The 26013-nt window shown below is 45.4% G+C and carries 25 protein-coding genes; 4 read left to right on the top strand and 21 right to left on the bottom strand.

What is annotated here, in order from left to right; translation table 11 throughout:
• The first annotated feature begins 107 nt into the window (after positions 1-107).
• On the top strand, positions 108-1187 hold the full coding sequence (locus AC1DLI_RS16785; RefSeq protein ID WP_477604450.1) for a GIY-YIG nuclease family protein: 1080 nt from the start codon (positions 108-110) through the stop codon (positions 1185-1187).
• Between the two features lie 41 nt (positions 1188-1228).
• Here AC1DLI_RS16785 and AC1DLI_RS16790 read toward each other — a convergent pair whose 3' ends face one another.
• The 16 genes from AC1DLI_RS16790 to AC1DLI_RS16865 form a co-directional block, all read right to left on the bottom strand.
• On the bottom strand, positions 1229-1852 hold the full coding sequence (locus AC1DLI_RS16790) for a spore coat protein (protein ID WP_477604452.1): 624 nt from the start codon (positions 1850-1852) through the stop codon (positions 1229-1231).
• 136 nt (positions 1853-1988) lie between these two features.
• A complete protein-coding gene (locus tag AC1DLI_RS16795) occupies positions 1989-3536 on the bottom strand; it encodes an ABC transporter substrate-binding protein (protein ID WP_477604454.1) in 1548 nt (515 codons plus the stop codon).
• A gap of 154 nt (positions 3537-3690) precedes the next feature.
• Complete coding sequence (locus AC1DLI_RS16800; protein ID WP_477604456.1) at positions 3691-4725, bottom strand: alpha/beta hydrolase; 1035 nt, start codon at positions 4723-4725, stop codon at positions 3691-3693.
• 85 nt (positions 4726-4810) lie between these two features.
• On the bottom strand, positions 4811-6334 hold the full coding sequence (locus tag AC1DLI_RS16805) for an ABC transporter substrate-binding protein (protein ID WP_477604458.1): 1524 nt from the start codon (positions 6332-6334) through the stop codon (positions 4811-4813).
• A 30-nt stretch (positions 6335-6364) separates the two neighbouring features.
• Positions 6365-7255: a carbohydrate ABC transporter permease gene (locus tag AC1DLI_RS16810; protein WP_477604460.1), complete on the bottom strand. Its 891-nt coding sequence runs from the start codon at positions 7253-7255 to the stop codon at positions 6365-6367.
• A 15-nt stretch (positions 7256-7270) separates the two neighbouring features.
• Positions 7271-8206, bottom strand: coding sequence for an ABC transporter permease (locus AC1DLI_RS16815; RefSeq protein WP_477605046.1), 936 nt, complete (start codon positions 8204-8206; stop codon positions 7271-7273).
• 221 nt (positions 8207-8427) lie between these two features.
• The gene (locus AC1DLI_RS16820; RefSeq protein ID WP_477604462.1) at positions 8428-9999 is read right to left on the bottom strand and encodes a response regulator; all 1572 of its coding nucleotides are present in this window, start codon (positions 9997-9999) and stop codon (positions 8428-8430) included.
• Positions 10000-10004: 5 nt separating this feature from the next.
• A complete protein-coding gene (locus tag AC1DLI_RS16825; protein WP_477604464.1) occupies positions 10005-11747 on the bottom strand; it encodes a sensor histidine kinase in 1743 nt (580 codons plus the stop codon).
• A 171-nt stretch (positions 11748-11918) separates the two neighbouring features.
• The gene (locus AC1DLI_RS16830; protein ID WP_477604466.1) at positions 11919-13022 is read right to left on the bottom strand and encodes a Gfo/Idh/MocA family protein; all 1104 of its coding nucleotides are present in this window, start codon (positions 13020-13022) and stop codon (positions 11919-11921) included.
• A 22-nt stretch (positions 13023-13044) separates the two neighbouring features.
• The gene (locus tag AC1DLI_RS16835; protein ID WP_477604468.1) at positions 13045-13914 is read right to left on the bottom strand and encodes a sugar phosphate isomerase/epimerase family protein; all 870 of its coding nucleotides are present in this window, start codon (positions 13912-13914) and stop codon (positions 13045-13047) included.
• A 327-nt stretch (positions 13915-14241) separates the two neighbouring features.
• Positions 14242-14631, bottom strand: coding sequence for a response regulator (locus AC1DLI_RS16840; RefSeq protein WP_477604470.1), 390 nt, complete (start codon positions 14629-14631; stop codon positions 14242-14244).
• 20 nt (positions 14632-14651) lie between these two features.
• Positions 14652-15860, bottom strand: a complete 1209-nt coding sequence (locus AC1DLI_RS16845) for an MFS transporter (RefSeq protein WP_477604472.1) — start codon at positions 15858-15860, stop codon at positions 14652-14654.
• Between the two features lie 75 nt (positions 15861-15935).
• On the bottom strand, positions 15936-16937 hold the full coding sequence (locus tag AC1DLI_RS16850) for an ROK family protein (protein ID WP_477604474.1): 1002 nt from the start codon (positions 16935-16937) through the stop codon (positions 15936-15938).
• Positions 16938-17132: 195 nt separating this feature from the next.
• A complete protein-coding gene (locus tag AC1DLI_RS16855; protein WP_477604476.1) occupies positions 17133-17702 on the bottom strand; it encodes a manganese catalase family protein in 570 nt (189 codons plus the stop codon).
• Between the two features lie 43 nt (positions 17703-17745).
• On the bottom strand, positions 17746-18009 hold the full coding sequence (locus AC1DLI_RS16860; RefSeq protein ID WP_477604478.1) for a spore coat protein CotJB: 264 nt from the start codon (positions 18007-18009) through the stop codon (positions 17746-17748).
• 1 nt (position 18010) lies between these two features.
• Positions 18011-18235, bottom strand: coding sequence for a spore coat associated protein CotJA (locus AC1DLI_RS16865; protein ID WP_477604480.1), 225 nt, complete (start codon positions 18233-18235; stop codon positions 18011-18013).
• A 218-nt stretch (positions 18236-18453) separates the two neighbouring features.
• Between AC1DLI_RS16865 and AC1DLI_RS16870 the strand changes: the two genes are divergently transcribed.
• Both AC1DLI_RS16870 and AC1DLI_RS16875 read left to right on the top strand, forming a co-directional pair.
• The gene (locus tag AC1DLI_RS16870; protein ID WP_477604481.1) at positions 18454-19245 is read left to right on the top strand and encodes a DUF2935 domain-containing protein; all 792 of its coding nucleotides are present in this window, start codon (positions 18454-18456) and stop codon (positions 19243-19245) included.
• A 131-nt stretch (positions 19246-19376) separates the two neighbouring features.
• Positions 19377-20252 (top strand): arylamine N-acetyltransferase family protein, encoded by an 876-nt coding sequence (locus AC1DLI_RS16875; protein WP_477604482.1) that lies wholly within the window; start codon positions 19377-19379, stop codon positions 20250-20252.
• Between the two features lie 21 nt (positions 20253-20273).
• On the opposite strand, the gene AC1DLI_RS16880 is transcribed toward AC1DLI_RS16875, so the two are convergent.
• From AC1DLI_RS16880 to AC1DLI_RS16900, 5 genes are all read right to left on the bottom strand, one after another.
• Positions 20274-20552, bottom strand: a complete 279-nt coding sequence (locus tag AC1DLI_RS16880; protein ID WP_477604484.1) for a DUF2277 domain-containing protein — start codon at positions 20550-20552, stop codon at positions 20274-20276.
• Between the two features lie 68 nt (positions 20553-20620).
• The gene (locus tag AC1DLI_RS16885) at positions 20621-21511 is read right to left on the bottom strand and encodes a glycoside hydrolase family 43 protein (RefSeq protein ID WP_477604486.1); all 891 of its coding nucleotides are present in this window, start codon (positions 21509-21511) and stop codon (positions 20621-20623) included.
• A gap of 232 nt (positions 21512-21743) precedes the next feature.
• Positions 21744-22910 carry a sn-glycerol-1-phosphate dehydrogenase gene (locus tag AC1DLI_RS16890; protein ID WP_477604488.1) on the bottom strand — a complete coding sequence of 389 codons (1167 nt, stop codon included), beginning with the start codon at positions 22908-22910 and terminating at the stop codon, positions 21744-21746.
• Entirely contained in the window at positions 22907-23713 is an 807-nt protein-coding gene (locus AC1DLI_RS16895; RefSeq protein WP_477604490.1) for an HAD-IIA family hydrolase, read from the bottom strand. The genes AC1DLI_RS16890 and AC1DLI_RS16895 overlap by 4 nt, the downstream gene beginning before the upstream one ends.
• Positions 23714-23819: 106 nt before the next feature.
• The gene (locus tag AC1DLI_RS16900) at positions 23820-24599 is read right to left on the bottom strand and encodes a DeoR/GlpR family DNA-binding transcription regulator (RefSeq protein WP_477604492.1); all 780 of its coding nucleotides are present in this window, start codon (positions 24597-24599) and stop codon (positions 23820-23822) included.
• Positions 24600-24914: 315 nt separating this feature from the next.
• Here AC1DLI_RS16900 and AC1DLI_RS16905 point away from each other — a divergent pair, with 315 nt between their 5' ends.
• The gene (locus tag AC1DLI_RS16905; RefSeq protein ID WP_477605048.1) at positions 24915-25949 is read left to right on the top strand and encodes an ROK family transcriptional regulator; all 1035 of its coding nucleotides are present in this window, start codon (positions 24915-24917) and stop codon (positions 25947-25949) included.
• Positions 25950-26013 lie beyond the last annotated feature (64 nt).

A 26013-nucleotide genomic window follows, 5' to 3' on the forward strand; every position in this document is an offset into this window, starting at 1 on the left:
AACAAGGAATTATTCATACGATTGTCGAATAGTGTCGGATGAAATCATTCTCTTTTGTCTCTATTTTTTCGTCATACCATCAAATCATATGAGGAGGAGGATGCTTGGTGTCATTCTTGTTCAAGGCAGCCGAATACCCGATAAGCCCCGGCTGCTATCTGATGAAAAATAAAGAAGGCAGCATCCTCTACGTCGGAAAATCCAAAAACCTGCGAAGCCGGCTGCGTTCCTATTTCACGAAAAACCATACCCATCGAAGGATTAAGCAGCTTGTACAGGAAATATCGTCCATTGAGGTCGTCCTTGTCAATAATGAAGCTGAGAGCTTACTCCTCGAGAATAACTTAATAAAAATTCATAAGCCTCCCTTTAATCGAGCATTAAAAAGAGATAACAGCGGCTATGCTTATTTGCAGCTTACGGCCGACCCGCTTCCGCGTTTGGATGTGTATTACCGGAACCGCAGCCGTCAACAGAAAATCGCTGAACCAGAGGAAACACATCGGTTAGGCCCTTTTAAAAACGCGCGATTTCGAGATGCGCTGCTTGAATTCGTAACCGAGCATTACGGTCTTCGCACCTGCAAAACCATGCCAAAGCAAGTTTGCCTTCTTTACCATATCGGTAAATGCAGCGGCATATGCGAAGGCAAAATAACGAAGCAGGACTACTTGAATAACGTCCGCCAAGCCTCGGAGCTGCTCGCTCATCGAGGCAAAGGCCTGATTGAAATCCTATATACCCAAATGGAGACTTATGCGTCAAAAATGGAGTTTGAAAAAGCGCAGCAAATGCTCATCAGCATACGAAATTTGGAGCAAGCCGAAGACAAACAGATCGTAGACAGGGAAGCCGTAATCGATCAGGATGTTATCTACTTTGGTCATTCCCATGTGCTGGTTGCAAAAGTTCAAGCGGGGATGCTTAGCGACTTTCAGATGTTTGAGCTTGGAGAATCGAGAGATGAAGCTGCCGGCGATCAATTTATCATAACGAGATATGCCGAGTCAAAGCCAGATGAATTAATTGTGAGTAACGTCTCCGACCGGAAGAAAGTACAGGCATCCCTAAAAAAAAGAGGAGAAAAGCAAATAATCCTCACACAGCCTAAGCGAGGACTAAAATACGATCTCCTTCAACTTTGTAAAAACAATTATGAGTACCGAATCAATCGGCAGATGCTATAAAAAAAAAGGCCGCCATAGGGCAGCCTTCCTTTCATGCCAAATTAATGAATTGTATTAGCCGGCATTTGCGGCATACCGTTTGCAGGCACAAAAGCATTAAGCATGATTTGCATATCATTGGCTGCTAATTGCGGCACTTGGTAATAGGCATGTTTATTTTGATACATAAATAATTCATAGGCCATTTCAATAAAATTTTGCACCTGCGAAGCCAGCACCCGGCGTACGACCGGATTCGTAACTTCAACGGCAGCCATCGCCAAGAGGGAAGCATGGGATTTTACAAGTCCGATCATATATCCGCTAATGCCTGCGTCCTTTACGTCAGCGAGGGATTGATTGGGCTTTTTCGGCTGCGTCGCTTGTAAACCGTAGAGTGCCGGGGTCATTTCTTTTATCAGATACGTTGATGTTTCTTGGCTTGGCTTCTGGCCTGAGGCGAAGCATTCCGCTGTCAGATTGTATTGGGAAAGAGCAAAGTTGTATTGACGATCCAAAATATCCTGTAATTCGACATCCTGTACATACTGCCTGAAAATCATAAATTGATCCAACATACCGATTGAACAAGACAGTACTTCATGCATATCAAAGAGCTCATGGCCTCCATGATTGAATGCCTGAGAACCTTGTGAATTTGTATTGATTTGCGTTTGCTGCTGCATTTTAAGTCTCCTTTGTCATTGATGGATTGGCTTCTTTAATATCAATATTTTAAAGGGAATTTATGCATCCTGCTTTCCAAATCGTAAAAAGCCCCAGTTATGACTCTCCGTCATAACTGGGGCTGATCGTTCATAACTATTTATTAGCTGCTGCCCATGCGTCCAGTTGTTTTTGCTTTTCTGCGATAATTTTGTCAATGCCGGCTGCTTTCTGCTGTTTAATAAATTCAGGCAGCTTGGCCACTGGATCAACGGTTCCCGTTTCTAAAGCAACTTTATATTGGTTCTGAACGTTCGTGACCGATGCGATTTCCGTTTTGACGGCGTCGGCATTAAAGGTAAAGCCCAGCGCTTTCGATTTTATAGCGTTTTTGTTAAACTCCGCCAGCTGATTCCATAGCTCCGGGTCGTCTCCGTTCCAAATGTGGGATAGGGACTGGTTCCCGAACATCCATCCCATTTGCAGGTTATAGCCGGAATTCGTTGCATCTACGCCTTGCGGGAAGTCAATGACATTGTCGGACACCTTCACGTAATGTTTTTCTTCGATCCCGTAATCCAGCAAATTAATGAAGTCTTTATCGGTATACATCATGTTGAGCAGCATCGTCGCTCTCTCCGGATCCTTCGAGTTTCTTGCAACGCTCCACATGATGGATGTAATATTAGACGTTGCTGTGACCGCAGGCCGGAAGTGAATCGACACCATCTCTTTGCCTGTCGTCCTCGATTCTTGGGTTTGTATACCCGGCTTCATATGGGAAATAAACGAGAAGGCTTTGCCGGACTTCACCAAATTGTATTGCGTCTCGGTGCTTGTCGCAGCATCCTTGGCAATATAGCCTGCTTGATACCATCTTCTGACCGTATTCAACATTTCTGCATATTCCGGCGTCTCATACATGTTCACGACCTTTAGGCCGTTGTCATGGCTTGGAAGCACGCCAAATCCGTCACCCAAGGTATCAAAGAAGCTGCCTACATAAATATCAAGGATAGAGGTTCCGTACTTGACTGTCGGAATGATGCCAGGCTCGTTATCCTTAATGGTTTTGAAGACCGCGTCCAGATCTTCCAATGATTTTATCGCAGCCGTATCGATGTTGTACTTATCTACCAAATCCTTGCGCATCGTAATGCCATAGTCTGCTGCCAAATCCCTGATGCTTGGAACGGCGTATATTTTCCCGTCAATTCTCGTTGCGTTCAAGAACGCCGGATCAAGGGAATCAAGCGCATTCGCAACCCCCTGGCCTTGCTCAGCCAAATAGCCGTCAAGTTCAAGAAACTGTCCTTTAGCTACATCTTGGCTGTAAGTTCCGAGTCCGCTCACGATCAGGTCTACCTGCTCATTGCCGGACATCATCAGCGTTTTTTGCTGCGTCCAAGCTCCAAAGCTGATTGGAATCAGCTTAACAGTAGCATTAATTTTTTCCTTCGTCATTTTGTTGATAGCGTCCGAAACCAGCTTCATATCCTTCGGCTCCCCGGCTGCAGGGAATACCATCACTAGCTCAACAGGCTTTAATTGTCCGCCGGCGTTGCCGCTTTCTCCTTCTGCGGCTGCTCCGTCGTTCCCTGAACTAGCGGCATTGCTTCCTCCATTGCTGCACGCGCTGATCAGCATGGTCATTGCGAGAGCCAATAATAGAATCGTTTTCGCCACATATTTGTTCTTTGTCATTGCTGTGACCTCCCAATTTATTTAAATGAAAGCGTGTACACTTAGTAGAATAGATGAAAATGCCGCATCTAACTTTCATAATTCCGACATCCCGTTTTCGATTTTCCGCTGTGAATCTTTCAGATGCCGGAATACGATTACGTCCCAGTTCTGATCAAGAGAATCGCTGCTTGATTGCCTCCGCGATTTCTTCCATGCAGTCTTCCGCTTGCGGATACAAACCGATTTTATCAATGAATGCATGATCCATGCCGCAATAGCGAATGAGCTTGGTTTGAACGCCTGAACGCGACAGCCTGCGCGCGTACGCCTCGCCTTCCAGCCGTAGGTAGTCGTACTCGGCCACGATGACGAGTGCCTCCGGCAGCCCCGTCAAATCTTCAGCAAGCAATGGCGAGACATGAGGATGCTCCGGATCCGTTTGCTTTTGTAAATACATATCATGCATAAAGCTGCCGCCCTCTTTTAATCCTTCAATAGCAGGAATGATGTACTCCCGATGATTATTCACGGTGTATTGATCGAGGCTCCATTCAAAATCTTCGGTTGGCGTGCCCGCCATGTTGACTGTCGGATAAATAAGTGCTTGAAATTTGATCATGCCGGTACCTTGCTCACGATCCAGCATCGTGCATACCGTTGCCAGGTTCCCACCTGCGCTGTCGCCGGAAACGGCGATTTGATGCGGATTAATGCCAATCTCAGTGGCGTGGCTGTACACCCATTTCACTGCATCGAAGCAGTCGTTTAGTCCAGCGGGAAAAGCATGCTCAGGAGCCAAGCGGTAATCCACGGAAACCACCACGGCATTGGCTTTTTCCGCGAGCGACTTGCACGGATTTTCGACCGTGTTCAGACTTCCTCCGATAAATCCGCCGCCATGAAAAAACAAAATGCAAGGATGGTCGCCGGCCGTCTCCGGCGAATAAAGGCGTAACGGGATGCTGCCATTGGTACCGGCAATCTCCCGGTATTCGGTTTGAATAGCCGTCCGGGTAACATCCGTGTTCGGCCATCCCATGAGTTCTCTAAGCTTCTCGATAGAGAAGCTTCCTGAATTTGGTTCCAGCTTGGTTGATTGAGCGGCTTCAAAGAAATCACGCCTCGCTCGGCTTAGTACGTCCAAGACTCTCGGATCCAGCTCTCCCTCCGCATTGGAATCTGGAATTCGTTTCAAAATCGTTTCCATTTGCAATCCCGCCTTTTCATTTGGTTTTTATTTATAGGAAGGGCGGTGCATCCGAATGTCTGCACCGCCCTTTCATCGTTGTTGACTACTTTGCTGAAGACGCCCAAGCATCAAGCTGCTTCTGCTTCTCGGTAATGATCTTATCCATGCCCGCTGCCTTCAAAGCTTTATTAAATTCCGGCAATTGCTTCGCAGGGTCAACGGTACCCGTTTCCAAAGCGATTTTGTATTGGTTCGATACGTTCGTCACCGCGGCAATCTCCGTTTTAACCGCATCTGCATTAAAGGTGAAGCCAAGCGCCTTCGACTTCAAAGAATTTTTGTTAAATGCCGCTAGCTCGTTCCAAAGCTCTGGATCATCCCCATTCCAAATATGGGATAGGAACTGGTGGCCGAACAACCAGCCCATCTGCAGGTTATAGCCCGAATTCGACGTATTTACGCCTTCTGGGAAATCAATCATGTTATCTGTTACCTTTGCGTAATGCTTACCTTCAACGCCATAATCAAACAGATTGATCAGATCTTTATCGGTATACATCAGGTTAAGCAGCATCATTGCTTTTTCCGGATTTTTAGAGTTTCTCGCGATACTCCACATGACGGAAGTAATATTGTACGTCGTTGTTGCAGCAGGCCTTAAATGGACCGAGATCATCTCTTTGCCTGTCATTTTCGATTCTTGATTTTCAATGCCGGGCTTCATATGAGAGATAAACGAAAACGCTTTGCCGGCCTTCACTAGATTGTATTGCGTCTCCGTACTTGTGGCGGCATCCTTGGCAATGTAACCTGCTTGATACCATCTTCTCACCGTATTCAGCAGCTTGGCATACTCCGGAGTCTCGTACATGTTTACGACTTTAAGACCATTGTCATAACCCGGAAGCACGCCGAAACCGTCTCCCAAATTATCAAAGTAGCTGTTCATGTAAGTATCGATAATGGAGATCCAGTACTTCACCGTTGGGACGATATCTGGCTCATTTTCCAAAATCGTTTGAAAAACGATGTCCAAATCATCCAGTGATTGAATGGCAGTTGTATCGATATTGTACTTTTCTACCAAATCTTTACGCATCGTAATGCCATAATCGGATGCCAAATCCCGGATACTCGGTACGCCGTAAATTTTGCCGCCAATTCTCGCAGCATTCAGGAAATCCGGATCAAGGCCCTCAAGCGCTCCCACGATCCCTTGCCCTTGTTCGGCCAGATACTCGTCAAGCTCCAGCAGCTGGCCTTTGGATACTTGCTGGCTGTAAGTTCCAAGCCCGCTGACGATTAAGTCGACTTTCTCGTTGCCTGACAGCATCAGCGTCGTTTGCTGCGACCATGCTCCCCAGCCGATTGGAATAAGCTTTACAGAGGTATTAATTTTCTCCTTCGTAATCTTATTGATTTCCTCCTGGACAACCAGCAAATCCTTAGGCTCTAAGCTCGCAGGGTAGACCATCGTTACCTCATAGGTATCCGTCTCGGCATTGTTTCCGCTTTCCTCCACAGTACCCGTGGAATGGTTCTCTTTCGATGCGCAGCCCGTAAACATCATGCTTGCGGCAAGCAGCAGCAGCGCAGCCGTCTTGAATGCTTTTCTGTCCAATCTCATCCTGCTCCCCCATGTATGATTACTTCTCTATTATCCTTTTACAGCGCCAATTGTCAGGCCTTTCACGAAATACTTTTGAAAGAACGGATAGGCGATCAACAGCGGGATTACCCCGATTGCGGCCATCGCCATCCGCATTGATGCAAGGGGAATATTAGCTGCGATTTCAGCGCTTCTGCTTCCTGCTTGCGTCGAGCTCTGCAAGAACTGAACATCCAGTAGAATTCGGTTCAACAGGTTCTGAAGACTGTAGTATTGACTGTCGGTAATATAAATCAATCCGTTAAACCAATCGTTCCAGAACAATATTGTATAAAACAAACCTACCGTGGCAAGGACCGGCGTCGACAGCGGCAATACGATGCTATAAAAAATTTTCCATTCCTTCGCACCGTCGATATAAGCCGATTCAATAATGGCCGTTGGAATCGAGCTTGCAAAAAAGGTACGCATCAGAATAATGAAAAATCCATTCATCAGCAGGCCGGGTATGATTAAGGCCAGCATCGTATTTTTCAAATCGAAATAATTAGTATAGAGCAAATAGGTCGGTACTAGGCCCCCGTGAAATAGCATCGTGAAAAACACGTAGAAAGCTAGCGAGTTGCGGAACGGCATTTCGAGCCGCGAAAGCGGATAAGCCACCATCGCTGTAAGCGTCAAACCGAGTGCCGTGCCGATCACCGTGGTCAAGACCGTGATACTGTATGCACGAAATATTTCCGAAGAGCTGTTCCACAAATAACCGTAAGCGGAGAAGCTTATTTTATCGGGAAAAAAGGCGTATCCGCTGCGTACAAGCTCCATATCGTCGGTAAGGGAAGCCGAGAACAGAAGCCAGAACGGCATGACGCAGAAGAATGTGAAGACCAGCATAATAAGGTTAATGATCCATTGATAAAGCTTGCCGGATTTTTGCATAGTACCTCTCCCTTTCTAGAACAGCGCGTTATCTTTGTTGTATTTTCTAACGACAGCATTGGATACGATGACGAGAATGAATCCGACAAACGCTTGGTACAAGCCTGCCGCGGAGGACATCCCAATGTCGCCAAGATTAATCAATGCGCGGTATACATACGTATCGATCGTGTTCGTAACCGGCATCAAGGCGCCCGTGTTAAGCGGAACTTGGAAGAACAATCCGAAGTCGGAGTAGAAAATACGACCGATGGCGAGCAAGGTCATGATCGTGATCACCGGCGCAACGAGCGGAAGCGTGATTTTCAAAATTTGCTGCCATCTGTTAGCGCCGTCAATCGTTGCCGCTTCATAATACTCGTTATCGATGCCGATGATTGCCGCCAAATAAATGATGCACAAGTTGCCTACGCCCTTCCATACGCTCACGATCGTCAGGATCCATGGCCAATACTTCGTTTCGCTGTACCAAGAGATTGGATCTAAGCCCAAGGAAGGAAGCAGCGTTTTGTTCATGAATCCGTTTTCAACATCCAGAAAACCAAGTACCAGGTAACCCACGATAACCATAGAGATCAGAAAAGGAAGCAAGATCAATGTCTGGTACATTCTAGAAAATAACCGCACGCGTATTTCATTCAGCATAATCGCTAACGCCAACGCGATTCCGGTATTCAACAAAATAAAGGTAATATTGTAAAGCAGCGTGTTCCTAGTAATAATGTAAGCATCCGTCGTTTTAAACAAATATTCGAAATTTTTCAATCCGATCCAATCGCTGCCCATAATGCCTTTCGCGAAATTGATATCCTTAAACGCGATGACAATGCCGAACATAGGCAAATAATTGTTGATCAGCAGGTACAAAAGGCCGGGCAGCGCCATCAGCACCAATGCGCGGTATTTCTTTACCTTCCTCATCTCCAATGCGAATGTTGCTTTCTTCTCCATCTTCAATGAGACCTGCTTCATATCGGGGATTGGCGTCTCAGCATTTGCTTGCACGGGTCTCGACCACCTTTAGCTTTATTTATTTTACTGCTTGGTCTAATACTATCGCAAAGCAAATACACCAACTACTAATAATCCGACATTTAGCTTTTGAGTTTCCGACATCATAAAAAGAGTAAAAAAATGGCCGTCAGAGGCGTTTTATCCTCTAACGGCACCGCTTATCTTTGGGGACAACACTTGCGAAAGTCCTGAGGTGTCATCGATACTTCTTTTTTAAACAGCGTGGAAAAATAGGAAAAGTTCGAGAAGCCGACCGTCAGCGCTACGTTGCTGATCGTGGTTTCTGTCATTGACAGCAGCTCCTTCGCCAGGTTGATCCGTTCCCTCAAAATATAGTCGGAAATCGAAAGGCCAGTTTCTTTCTTAAACAGTTTAACGATATAATCCGGGCTCAACCCAATGTAGTCGGCGATGTACTGCCTCGAAAGCTCTTGATCGATGTGAAGCGCAATATAGCGCTTGATCTTCTCTACGACGGTCTCATTCGATTCCAGGCCTTGAATATGAACGAGTGCTATCTCAAGCACATCCCTCACCCAATCCTGAAGATCCTTCACGCTCCGCGTAGCCGACAGAATCCGCTCTGGAAGCAAATGATCCGAAAAAATTTCATCTGCGCGCAGCCCTTGCTGCTGCAGCGTATGAAGGATCATCTGCAGGAAGCTTTGGTAAAACTGCTGCAGGCCTTTGGTGCCTAAACAGTCGATTCGTTTCCAAGAATCCAGAAATTGCTGCGACTCCTCGAGCAATTTTTTCTTATTTCCCTGTTTGATGAGCTCTGTCCATACATTCATGGGAGGTTGTGGAATCTGAGCTTCTTTCTTCATTTTCTCGTCAATTAACATCACGCGGTCAACGCAATTCACTTGATTCTTCTTGAACGCCATTAGCTCTTCGACCATATTCCGCACGACATGCGCCTGTACTCCTTTGCCGATCATGCAGGAGAGATGGCAATACAAATAATGATTGCATACCTCGATAAAAGCCTTGCAGCGGTCCTTAATTTCCTTGCAAAAATAATCACAGCCTCCATCAGGCGGCAGGTCTTGCGTAAAAATGACCAGCAGGTAGTCCGAATTAATACGGACGATTTGTGCGGTCTTGTCCCGCTGAATTACGACCTCTTCCAATGCGTTGCGCAGCGCATACTCCATTATTTGAGCGTCACGGGCGGTTAAAGACTTTTCCCAATGCTGGATGCTTATGACGACAGGCAGAAACCTCATGTCTCTGCCATAAGGAAGCTTCTGCTTTCCGATGACCTCCATCATTTTATCCAAATTAGACGGAATCGCTTGATTCAACACATCCTGCCAAAAACGTTCGTTCTCCCTGGTGGCCGATTCCTTTTCCTTCCTGATTTTCTCGATAAGCTTCGTCATCACAAGCTTCAATTCATCATGGGGAACCGGCTTTAGCAAATATTCGAAGCTGCCTAGCTGCAGCGCTTTCTTCGCATATTGAAAGTCGGCGTGACAGGTCAGGAAGACGCACTCTGTTTGCGGGTACTGCCCACGTACCCATTCAAAAAGTTCGAGTCCGCTGCCCTGCGGCATTTCAATATCGCAAATCATCATATCGAACGGCTGGTTGTTAAATTCCTCCTTGGCTTGCCTGAGGTTGTTAGCTATAGATACGCTTACTATGCCTAGCTTTTGCCAGTCAACGCTCGCTTTAATACCATTTGCGATAAACGCCTCATCATCAACGATTAATAATCGGTACATCTTCTCTACCTCATTTCTCTCGATAAAGGCAAGATCATTTCCACTACGGCTCCATTTTCGTTCGAGAAAGCAATGCCAGCCTTTTCCCCATATAGCAAACGTAATCTGCGCCGCACATTCCAGATTCCGATATGCTCGCCATCCTCATTCATCAGGTTGACCTCCTGATGGAGCTTCTGCAGCACTTCTTCCGAGAATCCGCGACCTGTGTCGCGAATTCGGATGAGCAGCCTTTCTTCTGGCATCGATTCCATTCTCTCGATCTCTATAGCAATATGGGTAGGTTCATCCGTATTAATCGCATGCTTGATCGTATTTTCCGCAAAGCTTTGGATGATTAGCGGAGGAATGTAACATTCACGAAGCTCATCCTGAGCGGAGATCGCATAGGTCAAGCTTCCGGGAAATCGGAAATTTTGGATTTTTAAATAATTTTCGGTATGGCTTAGCTCGTCCTGCAATAGAACGTAATCCGTCTGGCTACGGAACATGAATCGGAAGTACCGGATCAGAGAGAAGGAAAGCTCCTGTATCAATCCGTATTTCTTCTCTTGGGCTAAGTAATATACGATATTTAAGCTGTTCAGGAAAAAATGAGGGTTGATCTGCAGTTGAAGCTGCTTAAGCTCCGCTTTCTGGTTAATCAATTGTTCCTCGTACACATCAATTTTCAATTGTTGAATATCACAAACCATGCTGTTGAACGTCTCGTTCATCAACTCGAATTCATTGGAAGCCGGTTTATTCGGGATTCTTGCTTCCATATATCCTTCTTTGATTTTACGCATGGCCACTACGATCCGGTTAATTGGCAATAAAACGACTCTGCGCAGGAAATAAACGGAAATCAATAGGATTAGGATAGATCCCGTCGCAATAAGTAAAATAATCCTTTGCAAATAAGGAAGCTTCTCCAATATGTTCTGGTCGGGAACCACGGCAACCAATCCGAATTCACCTTTACCAGACTCCTCGCCAATCACGAGATATCGGTCTTCGGCGCCGGTTAGCCGGTACGTATTAGATGTGTAGGAAAGATTGATATCATGTTCTTTAAAGAAGGCCGCGTCCTGGAGGGGTGCATGGTTTCCATCCACCAGCAGCGATCTGCCTTCGGTGCCCAGATCAAGAAGATCAAGCGGGCCCATCACATCATCCGCGTTAACCCCTGCTCCTATGTACAAGTTGCCTGCTTTAATAATGTGGAGGAGATAATTCTGCTCGTCCATGGGCAGGACAGTCCATTTATCATACTGATAGTTCTTCATGGTTTGTTCGTCGCTCAGGAGCCTAGAAATGGCATCCTTAATGGAATCGTTATTCGTATACGCGGATCCCGTAAGCTTAGGCGCGAAGAGCAAATCCTTATTTAAGGGCGAATAAACGAAGAAATAATCCAATGCCTTGTAATACGTGGCATTATCTCGCAGCTCCGTAAACAGCCATATTCGTTCCAAATTGTACAGATCATTATCGACCTCGGGCAATCGGTCGAGTATATATAAGCCGGTTTCTTCCGCGGCGAATTTGAGTAAGTAGTTATCGATATCCAGTAGCGTTGTGTCGATTAATCCCATGTAAAGATTTAACATGTTACTGTTGGATTGCGCAACTTGGTTACGTACGACATCCATCGAATAATAGTTGTTGTAAATTAAAAAGGACACCATCGGCAGCATGATGAGCATTAGTCCTGCTACCAGCTTAAAGCGCAGTGAGTTAAATAACGAACGATTGAATAACTTCAAGTGCCGGAATGCCCCCTTCTGCCTATCAAATAAATAATGAGCATTATACCACGATTAACCATAGAATACGCTTTCAAACTTGAACGAATTTCCGTATGTGTGCAGAAAAACCTTTCCAAGTGCTGGAAAGGCCTGCGTTTCTATTCTATTTCGACAGATCGAACGAAGAGGCTATTCAAATTCTACGACTTTGCCCGTTTCGGCTGAGAGATAAATGGCCTCTAGTATCTGTGTAACGACTAGAGCTTGCTCCGGTTTAACGAGCGGCTCCGTATCATTAATAATGCTTTCAAGCCACTGTCTCGCTTCTTTCACTCCATCTTCCTCGGCACCTGGACCAAAGTAAGCGATTCCGCCGCTAATGGAAGGTTTCGTTTCGACAAGCTGGCCATGCTTGGTGCTGTTAAAAATGACATCGCTTTTGCCAAAAACGGAACTCGCTCTCATTTCCGCTCCGCCTTCCGTTCCGCAAAGCGTGGTCATCGCTTCTTTGGCGTCAGTCATGTTTAGCGCCCATGCCGATTCCAAAAATATCGTAGCGCCATTTTCCATTTTAATAAATCCGAACGAAGAGTCTTCCACATGGTATTTTTCCGGATCCCAAGGGCCCATCATATTGCCTTCAAACTTATCGGACATTTTATGAAATACAGAACCCGACACGGATTTAGGCTTATAATTGTCCATAAACCATAATGCTAAATCTAGCGCATGCGTGCCCAAATCGATTAACGGCCCGCCTCCCTGCTGTTCTTTGTCAAGGAATACGCCCCATGTAGGAACGCCTCTTCTGCGAACCGCATGCGCTTTGGAAAGATAAATATCTCCCAATTCACCCTCGCGGCATGCTTTATACAGCACCTGGGAATCGTTTCTGAACCTGTTTTGGTAACCAATCGTCAATTTCTTTCCCGTCCGGTTTGCGGCTTCTACCATTTTTTTCGCTTCAATGGAATTGATGGCCATCGGTTTTTCACACATGACATGCTTGCCTGCCTCCAGTGCATCTACCGTTATGTAGGAATGCTGCAGGTTCGGGGTCAGCACATGGACTACATCGATGGATTCATCCTTTAACAATTCCTTATAATCGACGTACACCTTAGCGTTCTCGCTTCCAAAATTTTTGGCCGCTTTTTGGGCACTCTCTTCTATAACATCACAGAAGGCAGCCATTTCGCCCAAATGCGTGAGTTTGGCTAGCGATGGCATATGCTTTTGGTTGGCAATGCCTCCGCATCCGATAATTCCGATCTTCAGCTTTCTGTTGTTCATGTTAATCTCTCCTCCTTAGGGTCTAAACATTTTTTTGAAGCACGGTTAGATCTTTACGGATGCTGCCAAACTTGTCTTTCGACTCTCCCTCGTTCTCGACAAGCGCATAACGGACATGACCCATCGCACGGATCTGCTCGTATGCCGAAGCAAAATCAAACATGCCTGTGCCGAGATCCACGAAATCACCGGGGCCTATATATTTCCGGTAAACTTCAAAAGGTTCAAGAGCCTCGTCTCCGCCCTGCTGCATAGCCTCCATAATGTTAAGCTGGCTTGTAAGGTTTCTGCTTAAATCCTTCTGGTGAACGATATCGCAGCGATCTCCAAGCTTCTCTAGGACAGCGATCGGATCGATGCCTGCACGCATCACCCATGCCAAGTCAATTTCAAATTTCACATAGGATGGATCCGTATTTTGCAATAGAAGGTCAAACAGCGTTTGATCGCCGATTTTTTTAAATTCATGGGCATGATTATGCAGATAGAACTGAAAACCGCCCTCTTTCATTTTCTTGCCGACGCTGTTCATCTGTTCAGCGGCTCGCAGCGTATCCTCACGATCTTTAATCCACACGGAAGGAAGTACGATGTTTTCGCATTCGAGACCTGCATAATACTTCATAATGGTATCCCAATCATGGGAAGTCAGTTCCTGCCCCGGTGCCGTGCCCTCGTGAACAGATACCGCCTTTAGGCCAAGCGATTTGAATTTATCCCTTGCCGATTCCATAGGAATCTCATCGATGTAACGCGTAAAAGTCTTCATGTTGAATCCGACAAGCTCGATATTTACATACCCAGCATCGGCGACCTTCTCCAGCGTGCCAAAGTAATCCTCACCAAGTTCCCTGTAAACAGAAAAAATATTAATGCCTGTTGCAATCGTCATTTGATTACATCCCCCCGTCAACATTTGTTTTTCTGCACTTCATGAGCTGTTGTTCTTATTTATAATGATAGATTACCGCGGCCTTTCTAACTTTCACGTATCCGTCATTCCTCTATTGAATTTCCGCACTTTTTTTTATATATACTTAATAACTTGGAAATCAGAGTAAATAAATTGCTGATGCTTATAATCGTAAAAAACCTCCTCGCAACAAAGTACGCTGCGGGGAGGTTAACCTGAATGAAAAATCTTTTCTGCTGCTTCTCCAAGTTAGCTCAATTGCTCTGAATTGTACGGTCTAGGAAAGTTTTATCTTGTGACATTTCCTTAGCAATTAAAATTCTTTGATCGGATTATTCTCTTACAGTTTAGAAGCACTGAATTCAGCTCTATCTGATCGACCGGCTTAAGCAAATAATCCAATACTCTATAACGAAGAGCTTCCGCTGCGTAATGATAATCTGTAGAGGCGCTGACGACAATCGTCCGTATTTGTGGATATCGTTCATACAGGGCCTGGAGCAGCCCAATTCCGCATGTACCCATCCGTATATCTGTTATCACGACATGCGGATGCAGCTCATCCGTTYTGCGAAGCGCATCTTGACCGTCCTCTGCTTCCCCGACCAGCTCCATACCAAGCTTTTCCCATTGAACGAACGTTTTAATGATATCTCTTGCCCTGCTTTCACCATCCACAATCAATACTTTAATCATGACACTCACCTCTATCATTTCTATAAAGCTCTTTGTTTCAATGTGCGGTTTACTTTCTCTGAACTGAACAACATAAAAAGGATAAAGGCCAGTGCAGATACCGGGAACAATGAAATGGTTGTATAGGAAGCGATGAGACCAAAAAGAGGGGGCAGCAGCGTAGTGCCTGTGTATGCAACTGCCATTTGATATCCCATCAATTTAGCCGAGTTTTCTTTTCCGAACCGTTCCGGCGTTTCATGAAGCAGACCAGGATAAATAGGAGCAAGCCCTAAACCAATAAGAATGAATCCAATGAGAGTGAATAGGTCAGACAAAGGCAGCAATAGAATAAGTCCGCCTGTAAGCGCAATGAGCTGGCCTAGCAGAATTAGAACACGATTGTTTATTTTAAGCGTTACAAATCCGGTTATAAGCCTTCCCACCGTTATTCCGCCGTAGTACAAAGATATCCAACTTGCAGCGGTTTCCGCAGAGACATTTTTCGCCCCGACAAGGTAGCTAGCCCCCCATAAACCGACCGTTGCTTCAACACCGCAGTAAAATAAAAACGCAATAAGCGAAGGCTTAACTCCTCTAATATGAAGCGGATTGGTAAACCTCATCGTTTCTGATTGTGTTGACATCTTTTTGCTGTTTGATCCGGTTTTTACTGCAGGTGCGGTAGACTGTTTCAGGGAGGCAACACGTTTCCATAATGGAAGTGTCACAAGCAAGACGATTTCGAGGCCAAATTGGATCAACGAAACCTGCAGATAGCCCTGTCTCCATGAGTTATGATTCGCAATAAAGTAGGACATAATCATTGGCCCCATGGTAGCACCTACACCCCAGAAACAATGCAGCCAGCTCATATGATGGGCTTTATAGTTAGTGGCTACATAGTTATTGAGCCCTGCATCGACAGCTCCTCCTCCAAGACCAAGAGGGATGGCCAAAATCAAAAGCCACAACAATGAAGGCGAAAATGAAAAGCCAAGCAGCGCCCCCGCCGTCAAAATACAGCTGATTAAAGTAACTTTACCTGTTCCGAACTTCTCGATCATGCCGCCGCTGAACAAGCTGGATAGTATGGTTCCGGCTGATACAATCATGGACAGTAAACCAGCCGATTCGAACGAAGTCCCAATTTCAGGATGAATGACCGGCCATGCGGATCCAAGCAGAGAGTCAGGAATCCCTAAGCTGATAAACGCAAGATAAATGATTAATAGAAACCATGTTGCCATGAGTAAACTCCTTTAGTTGTAAAATAATTCTGCCTTCCTATACAAGAGTAATCCTTATCGTTTTAGGTCACTTTACTAGAAATTCAGAGTAGACGGGCTTAGTTCCTGTAAGGCTAACCCTTTCATGCCCTCTTCGAAATCGTTGATAAACGTATGGGATACACTAATTTCAGGGAGTGATGGAATCTTATATTTTGATATAAAAGTTTCCCATGCCTGAAGCAAAGTGCTTTCTTCAAAATTTTCGCGATAAATCACGATTTGATCCGGGGCAAGTACAGCATTGAGCGTTTGCATAACTTTACAAACGATTTCTACAAATTCTTCTGTGGAAAACCTTTTTTTCCAGTCTATATCCATGGGAAGAAACTTGATTTCTCCCGCCATGCCGTTCTTCCCTTTTACAATTTTTCCATCCAGAAAAATGCCTAGCCCCGGTGGATACTTTTCTGGGAAATAAATACCTAATACGATCTGATTATCACTTAGCTGCTCTTTAAAGCAATAACCGCTAACAGCAGCATTCACGTCATTCTCCAAAATCACAGGCAAACTAAATTTGGCTTGCACCTCTGCTAATAGGCTGATTCCTTGCAGCTCTTCATGACTGGTCACTTCGATTTTATCGTTTATGGTTTGTCCGGGAATTCCGATTCCGATTGACTTAATGGAAGGGAATAAAAAAAGAATGCGATCTATCATTTCAAGGAAACGATTGAGATCGAAAGCTTGGATGACATGCTCTTCTCTCATTAGAATATCCTCGTGTAAATTAACTACGGATGCGAAAATGACGTCGCTGCCTTGTTTTTCATTCAAGTGTATGGCTAGTGCGAGACTGAAATCATAATTGAATCGATAGGTTAAAGCAGGTCTCCCTCCGTTTGAGGGAATGGATTTATCTTCTAACAACTCCCCAAAATCAAGCAACTCTTTCACAAGCGAGTTAATTGTTACGACACTAAGTCCCGTCAATGCAGCAAGCTGGGGCTTTGTTGCTATTCCCACCTGCTTCATCACTCGACGGAGATTATTCAGATTTATTTCTTTCATTAAATTTGCGTTAGCTTTCTCCACTTTGGCCCTCCTTATTAAAGAGACTTAATAAATATACTTTATAAATACACTTTAGTTATAACTCTATTCTAAACTGATGTCAAGATACGTCATTAAACTTAGTGAAGAAGTGCCCTTAACTCATGTTACTAGGCCGAAAATAATAAAAAAAAACCTCCCTACAGTAAAATGACTTCACTGTAGAGAGGCTTCCATCTAATAAAATATTTTCTCATCCCGCTTTTCCTTTAGTATTTCCACCGCTTCCCGAAACCGCAGTGAATGTACAATTTCCCGCTCCCGGAGGAACTTCAAGCTGTCCTGCAGATCCACGTCATCCGTAAGGTCAATCAACCATTGGTAAGTAGCGCGCGCCTTCTCTTCTGCCGCAATATCCTCATACAGATCCGCGATCGGATCGCCTTTCGCTTGAATATAGGCAGCCGTCCACGGCACGCCGGATGCATTCTGATAAAATAAGGCGCTGTCATGCGCGACATAATGATCGCCTAATCCCGCTTTCCTTAACTGCTCCGGCGTCGCGTCCTTAGTCAGCTTGTAGATCATGGTGGCTATCATCTCGAGATGGGCGAATTCCTCCGTGCCAATATCCGTAAGTAAACCAATGACTTTATCCGGTATCGTGTAACGCTGGTTCAAATAACGAAGTGCCGCGGCAAGTTCCCCATCGGCGCCCCCATACTGCTCCATTAAAAACTTAGCCATTAAAGGATCGCATTTGCTGACGCGAACCGGATACTGCAGCTTTTTCTCATACACCCACATCTACGGCACCTCCTCCAAAATACGAGCTAACCAGCCGCGTCACTTAAACCTGCCACGGCCATGGGGCATCATTCCAACACCATGGGGTGTTGGAGAAGCTCTGACCAAAATTTTTCAAAGGGCCGTATTGTGACTCATAACGGTGCGCAATTTGCTGCCTGAGCTGCGCATATTGATTGTATTGCTGTATGGCATTCGAATCCATCGGATGCGTATCCAAATATAAATTCAACTCCACCAACACAAAATCGACTGCCTGCAATTCGTGCAGCAGCTTGTAATATTCCTCATTCAATACAATGGACACCCTAATCACCTTCTTCCTGTCTAACGTTTTTAGAGTCATAAGGACTATAGAGCAGCGGCCAAAGGGTGCCATGTTTTAATGCCTCGAAGGCTGTGAATTGTGGAAGATTTGGTGGTTGAAAGGGGATAAACAATTGCGGCGGCGTGCTGTAGCTTTTTATTCGGATTGGCGGACAAGGGTCGAGCGGACTTACGAAGGTCTTATAGTAACGTACCTGTTCATTCACGATGATGTCTCCTCTCACCACGTTAAATGCTTCCAAACAATATATGTACAAATACTTGTTTTTAATTCCTACAACCTGAGCCATGCTAATCTGCTTCATACCTCCAATTAACATGAAGGCTCCTAACCCTCTTTATCTACAGGCTATGGGGACTTTCATATCCGTTTGTATTTAATCATATAGTTGGTCTTATGGGTGCAGTTTAAGGAGGAGAATGTATGGAAGAACAAGCCATATTTGAGCATCGATTTTGGCTTCAAATTTTGGGTGATCATGCTCGCTTTATCTTCAATGCTTTATCGCCAACGGTGATTGAAGCAGAAAGGGCTAGCCTATTTATCCAACTATTCGATCAGTTACTCGAACAGGCTCGTCAGCCAGATGCTTCTGCACGTTTGTCACTGCTCAATAAACAAGCATATGAGTCAGCTTCCAATCTACGTGAATTTAAGCTAATGCTGCTAGACCGCCTGTTGCTTGGACAACTCGCCATTGGATTGCCTCCTACCTTTATCAATCATATGGTCAATGAGCTTGAAGAATATATCAAAATACTCACTTCTCTAGTAGAAGGAAAACCCGTTCCCCATTTTTCATCCTTACACCATGATTTGTTATGGTTACCTGATGCAGCCGGGCATGCCTCGGCAATTGCGATGGATCTTGATGCCGTAGAAAAAAGATTAATCCAAAAGAGTAGACAATTCGAAAAGCATTTTAACGAATTTTATTTAAAAGCAATTGAACTAACTGGATATATGAGGACGATGCGCGAACACTATCCCGCACTGGCAAGATTTCATATCGACGTCGATATGGAAATGTCGGTCTTCATGATGTTCTTAAAAGAAATAGAAGAACTTGAATTAAGCGCCGAATTGCTAAGTCGAATTAATCCTCTCATGCCTGATCATATGTTTCGCGAAGAGTGTTACTACTTATTAAAATTAGCAGAATGCGGTGCCGTTCCTTTCCCCGCATGTGATCCAGCAAAACCAAGAATAGAATAGTCATTCACATACTATTCACTCATAAAAAGGAGCAACTGTACCGGTACAGTTGCTCCTTTTTTTTATTGTCTGCCTGATCGATCTCGATTACGATGTTATTTAAGACGCATGAACAGCAGAGGTGAAATCCCATGAATCCATTAACGAAAACGGAAGTTACAGCTTATTTAAACAGAATCGGGGTCACAGACGTCGAAGCTCCGACGAAAGCCTATTTATTTGAGCTGCACAAAGCCCATGTAAAAAATCTATCCTGGCAAACCGTCGACATATTTGGCCGAAAGCCCGCTGCTATAGATAGGAAACAATCCGTTCAGCTCATATTAAACGGGAGAAGCGGTTACTGCTTTCACCTTAACGGAGCGTTCAGTCTGCTGCTCCAATCACTCGGCTACAAGGTTTCTATGCACCGCGCAGGCGTACAGCCAATGGGTGCTGAACCTTGTATTAACTCCTTTCATTTAGGACTAACGGTTAGCTTGCGGAATGAACAGCTTGAAGAAGAAAAATGGATCATTGATGCCGGACTTGGCGATCTCCCCTTCGAGCCTTTGCCGCTGCGATTCGGAACCTATCTGCAAGCTCCATACTCCTATAAAGTGACGGGATCCAGCATAGCTTCGAACGGCTGGCGCATCGAGCATGATTCCCTCGCTTCCTTTGTTGGCGTGGATTTTGACCCAGCTGTTGTGCTAGATATGGAGGAATTCATTCCTAAGCATGAACATTACAGCCGTTCAACGGCATCTCCTTGGTTCGATGTTTTTTTAATTCGGAACCGAAACGAGACAGAAGGACATGAGCTTAGAGGCTGTGTATGGAAAAAACGCGTGCAAAGCGGCATTGTGAAAACAGAAATCCAAAATCAGTCTCAATGGCTTGAGGTTCTAGCGGATATTTTCGGAGAAAAGCTCGTTAACTACAGCAGCTTAGAACGGGATGAGCTTTGGAAGAGGGCATGGCAGGCTCATTTGGAGTGGAAAAGAATAAACCTCAGTACAACCTGAGGTTTATTTTCCATTCTATGATTAAGATTCAGAAGTACCGAATCTTTTGGCATTTCTTATGCGGGCACGTTCAATCTCGACCTCGCGATCACGCGGCTCGGCATTCGTGACCAGGGAGTCCAATAATTTCTGTGCAGCCGCAGCTACTTCAAGCACAGCCAGATTAAACGCCTCTTCATTCGCTTTCGAAGGCGAATTAAAACCGGAAAGCTTTCTTACGAATTGCAGGGAAGCTGCTTCAACTTCTCCATCGGTAGCCGGAGGCTCGAAATTAAATAAGGTTTTAATATTTCTGCACATAGCTCTCTCCCTTTCAGTCTTCAACTGCCTGATAAAAATTATAGTATCACAAATTTATCGGCAGCGCCTTACCAAGCATCCGTCATGACGATCGGCTGAATCTCTCCATTTGCAATGCTCATTCTGTCTATGCACAGCATTCGGTTTCCTRCTTCCTTGTCCCCAATGATTCTCCGATGGTATACGATAAGCCACTCATCGCTCTCGGCAAGATGGAGAAATCCATGATGGCCAGGCCCTTCCGCTATTGGCTCTTGTCTCTCAAGAACGGTTCCCTTATTCTCGAATGGCCCAAGCGGGCTTTCGCTGACGCCGTAGGCAACGCGATATGATCCATTCACCCAATCTCCGAGTGACCACATTAGATAATACAGCCCTTCTTTCTTGATCATACACGGTCCTTCAACATAGCCCTCAGGCGTGATAGACAAGAAGTTTTCACCATTATCAAACGGAATGAATCCCGTCATATCCTCGTTCATTCTCGCTACGTTACAATGGCGCCATCCGCCGTAATATAAATAAATGGTCCCATCGTCATCTTTAAACAAATGGGCATCGATCGGCTGAGCAGCGTGAATGAAGCGATCAATGAGCGGTTTGCCCAAATACCCTCTGAAAGGACCCTCGGGGCGATCAGCCACCGCTATCTCCAAGCCACCAATCTCATCGTTCGTTTGGATGTCATTCGATGCGAAAACCAAATAATATTTCCCTTGCTTCTCGATTATCGTAGGCGCCCATACCGCTCTCCACACCCATGGAAAATCAGACATTTCTATGATACCTTCATGCTTCTCCCAATGAATTAAATCGTTGGAGCTGAATGCATCCAGATTCATTTGCTTCGTATATTCCGTAAAAGAACGAGTCGCATAAATCCAGTGCTTTCCTTCATAGGTTCTTGCTTCAGGATCAGCGTACCAGCCGGGCACGATCGGATTATGAATTCCTTTCATTTCAGAACAGCTCCTTTGAGGGGTATGTAGTCGTTATACTGAATGCGTTGTCCACCTGCCGCAATATGAATAGCAATAACGATATTGTAAAACATTACAGCTTGTTTGTCTTTGGCACGGCTTCACATTTCTTATATTCATTTCAGCTCTCGGCAGAACCGCTCTCCGAAATAAGAAAATAGGCTTATCCGCATGTCATCAGGACATCGAATAAGCCTATCTTTTGCTAGCGTTACAAGCATTCTTTATTATAAGCGCTTAACAGCGTATAGCGGTTTGGTCTAATATGATGCGCTTCCCGCAAGCTTCTCTCTAGCAGCTCTTCGTCTATTCCTAATTCCTTCGGCTCCATCGGTCCGCCTACAGCAGCCAATAACTGACGGATCGTTACTTCATTAGGAACTTGAGCGATAAGCTTTCGCGCACCTTCATGCTGAACAGGTGTTAAAAAAGGCAACGTTTCTTTTGTTAACCGGTGATAAAGGGCAGAAATCTCCGCGCAAGCAACGCCTACTTTAGCGCCGTGCAAAATTTGTCTTCTTTCCAGACGCAGAAACTCCATTTCCCAGTAATGCGAGAGATGATGCTCGGCACCAGATGCAGAATGTGATTGGCCGAATAAAAGCATGGCGAAACCTGAGGTTAGCAGCGCATCTGTCAGAAGTCTAATGCCTTCTGGACTTCGTTTGGCAATCGCATCAACATGCTCTACGCATTGGAGCAAGGCATTTTCAGTCAGATCAGCCACAACTTGCGAGAAAGGCTCACCGCCAACCATTGCGCCGAACTTCCAATCAAATAACGAGGTGAATTTCCCAAGCATATCGCCAAAGCCTGCGGCAACAAGTGCAGATGGCGCTTCCGTCAAAATATCCAAATCCGCGAAAATAGCTGATGGGCCGATCGATTGAATCGTTATTTTTTCTCCGCGAAGGATAACCGGCGCGCCTTTGGAGTTGAAGCCGTCCACGGACGGCGCAGTGGGAACCGATATAAACGGTACGCTCGTGGAGTATGCGGAAAAACGGGCGATATCATGCAGCGTCCCTGAACCGACTGCAACAACTGCTTCGGCAGACTTTGACTTTATATCCAATATGCATTGCACCAATGATGCTTCATCAGCGATGACATCCCCTAGTGAATTGGGTTTAATTATGGTGACATGAACAGCAATGCCGGATTTTGCAATCGCTGCTTCCAGCAGCCGCCCCGCAATTAAATAGGTCGTCGAATCCGCAACTATGACTACTTTCGTATACTTGCACTCTTGGAGATAAGGGGCAGCCTGATTGATAGCCCCCGCTTCCAATACAACGGGACCCATGTCGAGGACGCGAAGATCAATCCCCTTTTCCTTCGATGCTTCTTTTCTAATTCGGGCTAACACATCATTCATACAAGCTCCTCCTTCAGTTCTAGTAAAGATACCAGCTCTGCAATCGACTCCCAAATCAAATCCGGCTGCTCCTTCGCTGATTCCGCATCCTGGATGCTCGTCGAGCCGCTAAGCACGAGCGCTGTTCTCATTCCCGCCCTTTTTCCTAAAGCGATATCCGATAACAAGCTGTCGCCAATAACGATACAGTTCTCGGGAGGAACTCCAAGGCAGCGCAGCGCAGCCTCCGCCATGATAGGAGATGGCTTGCCAATGACAGCTTTAACCTCTTTCCCCGTTGAAGCGACGATCGCCCCTATCATCCCGGCAACATCAATCGACTCCCCCTCTTCTCCCGGAAAGGATTTATCCGCATTTGTCGCTATAATCTCCGCACCGCTGTTAACCGCACGGAAAGCCTGATTGAGTTCCTTGTAGGTCAAGCTTTCATGCAGCGTAATGACCAGCTTATCCGCTTCTTCCGGGGTATTTGCCAAGGTGATGTCCCAAGATAACAGTTCCTCTCTTAATCCGGAGTCGCCAAGCGTCCAAACCTTTGCCTGCGGATCGTTCATCTTCAGGAACCCTGCTGTTACGGTTGAAGACAATAGAATCTCGTCTGCGGTCGCGCTTATTCCCATACGCAGCAGCTTTTCTTGACACATCACCCGGGAAATATTTCCTCGATTACTCAGAAAAACAATCCTTTTCCCATGCTTCCTTAGGCTTGCGATTGCTTCCATCGCTCCTTCAATGGCTTGGCCGCCTTTATACACCGTCCCGTCTAAATCAATAATAAAACCATCAATATCGTCCAGTCTCATGCAGATCCCCCCCGTTTCTTCCCTCCTCTATTTTCCTTTCATTTGCCTCCGTATGTCAACGATTGAATGCTTTTATCGGCGTTTTGAAACGCCGTCAAATGACTGCTCATTTCTTGTCGTTTACCTGAGCTATCCTAATTTCAATGCCCTTTATTTGATCTAAGTACGATTTATCCGCTTTTGCATCCGTAATGAGTGTATGGATTTGCGCCATCGCCAAAGACGTCGCGATCGAACGCCTGCCAAGCTTCGTGTGATCAGCCAGCGCTATGGTTTTTCTCGCATTAGAGGCCATTCTTTTTTTTAACTCCGCCTCATACAAGCTAAAATCTGTCATGCCCTCCTCAATGCTGACGCCTTCTGCCGAGGTAAAGAACAAGTCTGCATGAATGCCGTCAAGCAAATTTCCCCCTAGTACACCCTCTACCGTTCTTGAGCCGGATCTTAGAACGCCTCCGATAAGAATGACGTTGATTCTGGGGTTCTGATTCAACGTCATCGCGGCATCGAGCCCATTGGTTACTACCGTTAAATAGTCGCAATCCTCAAGCGCCTTCGCAAGCTCAAGCACGGTCGAGCTGGCATCCAATAGAATACATTGCCCTTTTGACACAAGATGGGCCGCTTGCTGTCCGATTGCTTTCTTCTCCGCATAGTTCAGCTCGCTGCGCGTGAAGAAAGAGTCCCCGCGAAACGCAGCCTTCTTATTCGCCAGAATGGCTCCGCCATGGGTGCGTTCAATTATGCCCTCATCTTCAAGCAATCGGAGATCGGTGCGGAGCGTCCCCTCCGATACGTTCATTTCCACGGCCAGCTCTTTAACGACAACCTGTCCTTTTTGATGCAGCCATTCCACGATTTTCTCTCTTCTTTGTGAAGCAAACATGCTATTTTTCCACCTTTCTGATTAATGATATAATATAATCAATAAACAACAACAAACGAAAACAAAAATCAATAAATACTTCAATGTATCATTCATTCTGACATAAAGCCGCAAGGCCGACAACTCGAATGCGAAAACCCCCGTTTGAATCGTCCTCCCCAAAAAAAGACCTCCATACGGACGTTTTTGTCGATTAGCAGGTAATTTAGAGAAATATGTCGAAATTGGAGTTAGTAACAAAACAAAGAAGCATTATTTATTTTCAATAAAATGCAGTAGAATTTATGATATTAATTTGACTTGGTGGTGAATGTGATAAAAAAGCCGTTTATAACACCAAAACGAATGAATCAGGCCATTCATAGCCAAATTCGATTAACGCTGCTAGAGCTTAATCATGCAACAAAAGCAGAGATCTGCAAACGGACGGATATCAGCTTTCCTACTGTAAGCAAAGCCTTGGAGCAGATGGAACAAAATGGCGAAGCGATAATTGTTGGAATCGATGAATCCAGCGGCGGAAGAAGGCCGGTAAGGTACGCATTAAATGCGGAGCATCGCTTGGGATTAGGCCTATACCTGGAAAAAGAGGAAACGGTATATTCCGTCATCAATTATGTGGGGGAAGTTATCGAATCCATACAGCTGCCCAGCGTATTACAGGAGGGTCCGGAAGCATTGACTTTGCAGCTGCAAATGGTCATCAACCGTTATCCCGGCATTCAATCCGCGGCCGTTGGCGTACCTGGATCAGTGAAGGACGGAAAGATTTTTTTCATCCCCGAATATGAGAAATTTTCACAATTTGATCTGAAAGCCTTCTACGAGGACCGCTTCAGCCTGCAGCTTGTCGTTGAAAATGATATGAATGCGGCTGTGTTAGGATACCACGCCCTTAGCGGAAGAGCAGATGATCAGACATTGGCTTACCTCTATTTAGGGCAAAATGGCCCAGGTGCCGGCATATTGATTAATGGCGATGTCATAAGGGGAAGCACCTCTTTTTCGGGCGAGGTTTCATTTGTGCCGCAATATGACCGCTCCAATTTCCTGGAAGCGATTAGAAACTCACGCAATGGCCATCAGAAGGATGGCCTGTTGGATGAGCTTGGTGCCTTGGCAATCGATGCGATGAGCCGATTAGTCGCTGCTTTCGTATCGATCATTAATCCGCATGCCGTTATCTTTTGCAAGGAAGATATTAGTGAAGCCGATGCCGATAAGATCGCGATAAATTGTGCAAAATACGTGCCGGATAGTCATATTCCCGAGCTTGTCATAAGCGATTGGAAGCAGGATTACCTTCATGGACTGCAGCGGCTCGCGCTCTACCGGATGATGACAGAGTAAAACAAATAAAGCAGCCGCTCCTTATGTTCAGGATGGGCTGCTCTTTTTATTGACTATAATTGCG

It is taken from the genome of Paenibacillus sp. 01T443, assembly GCF_056398325.1.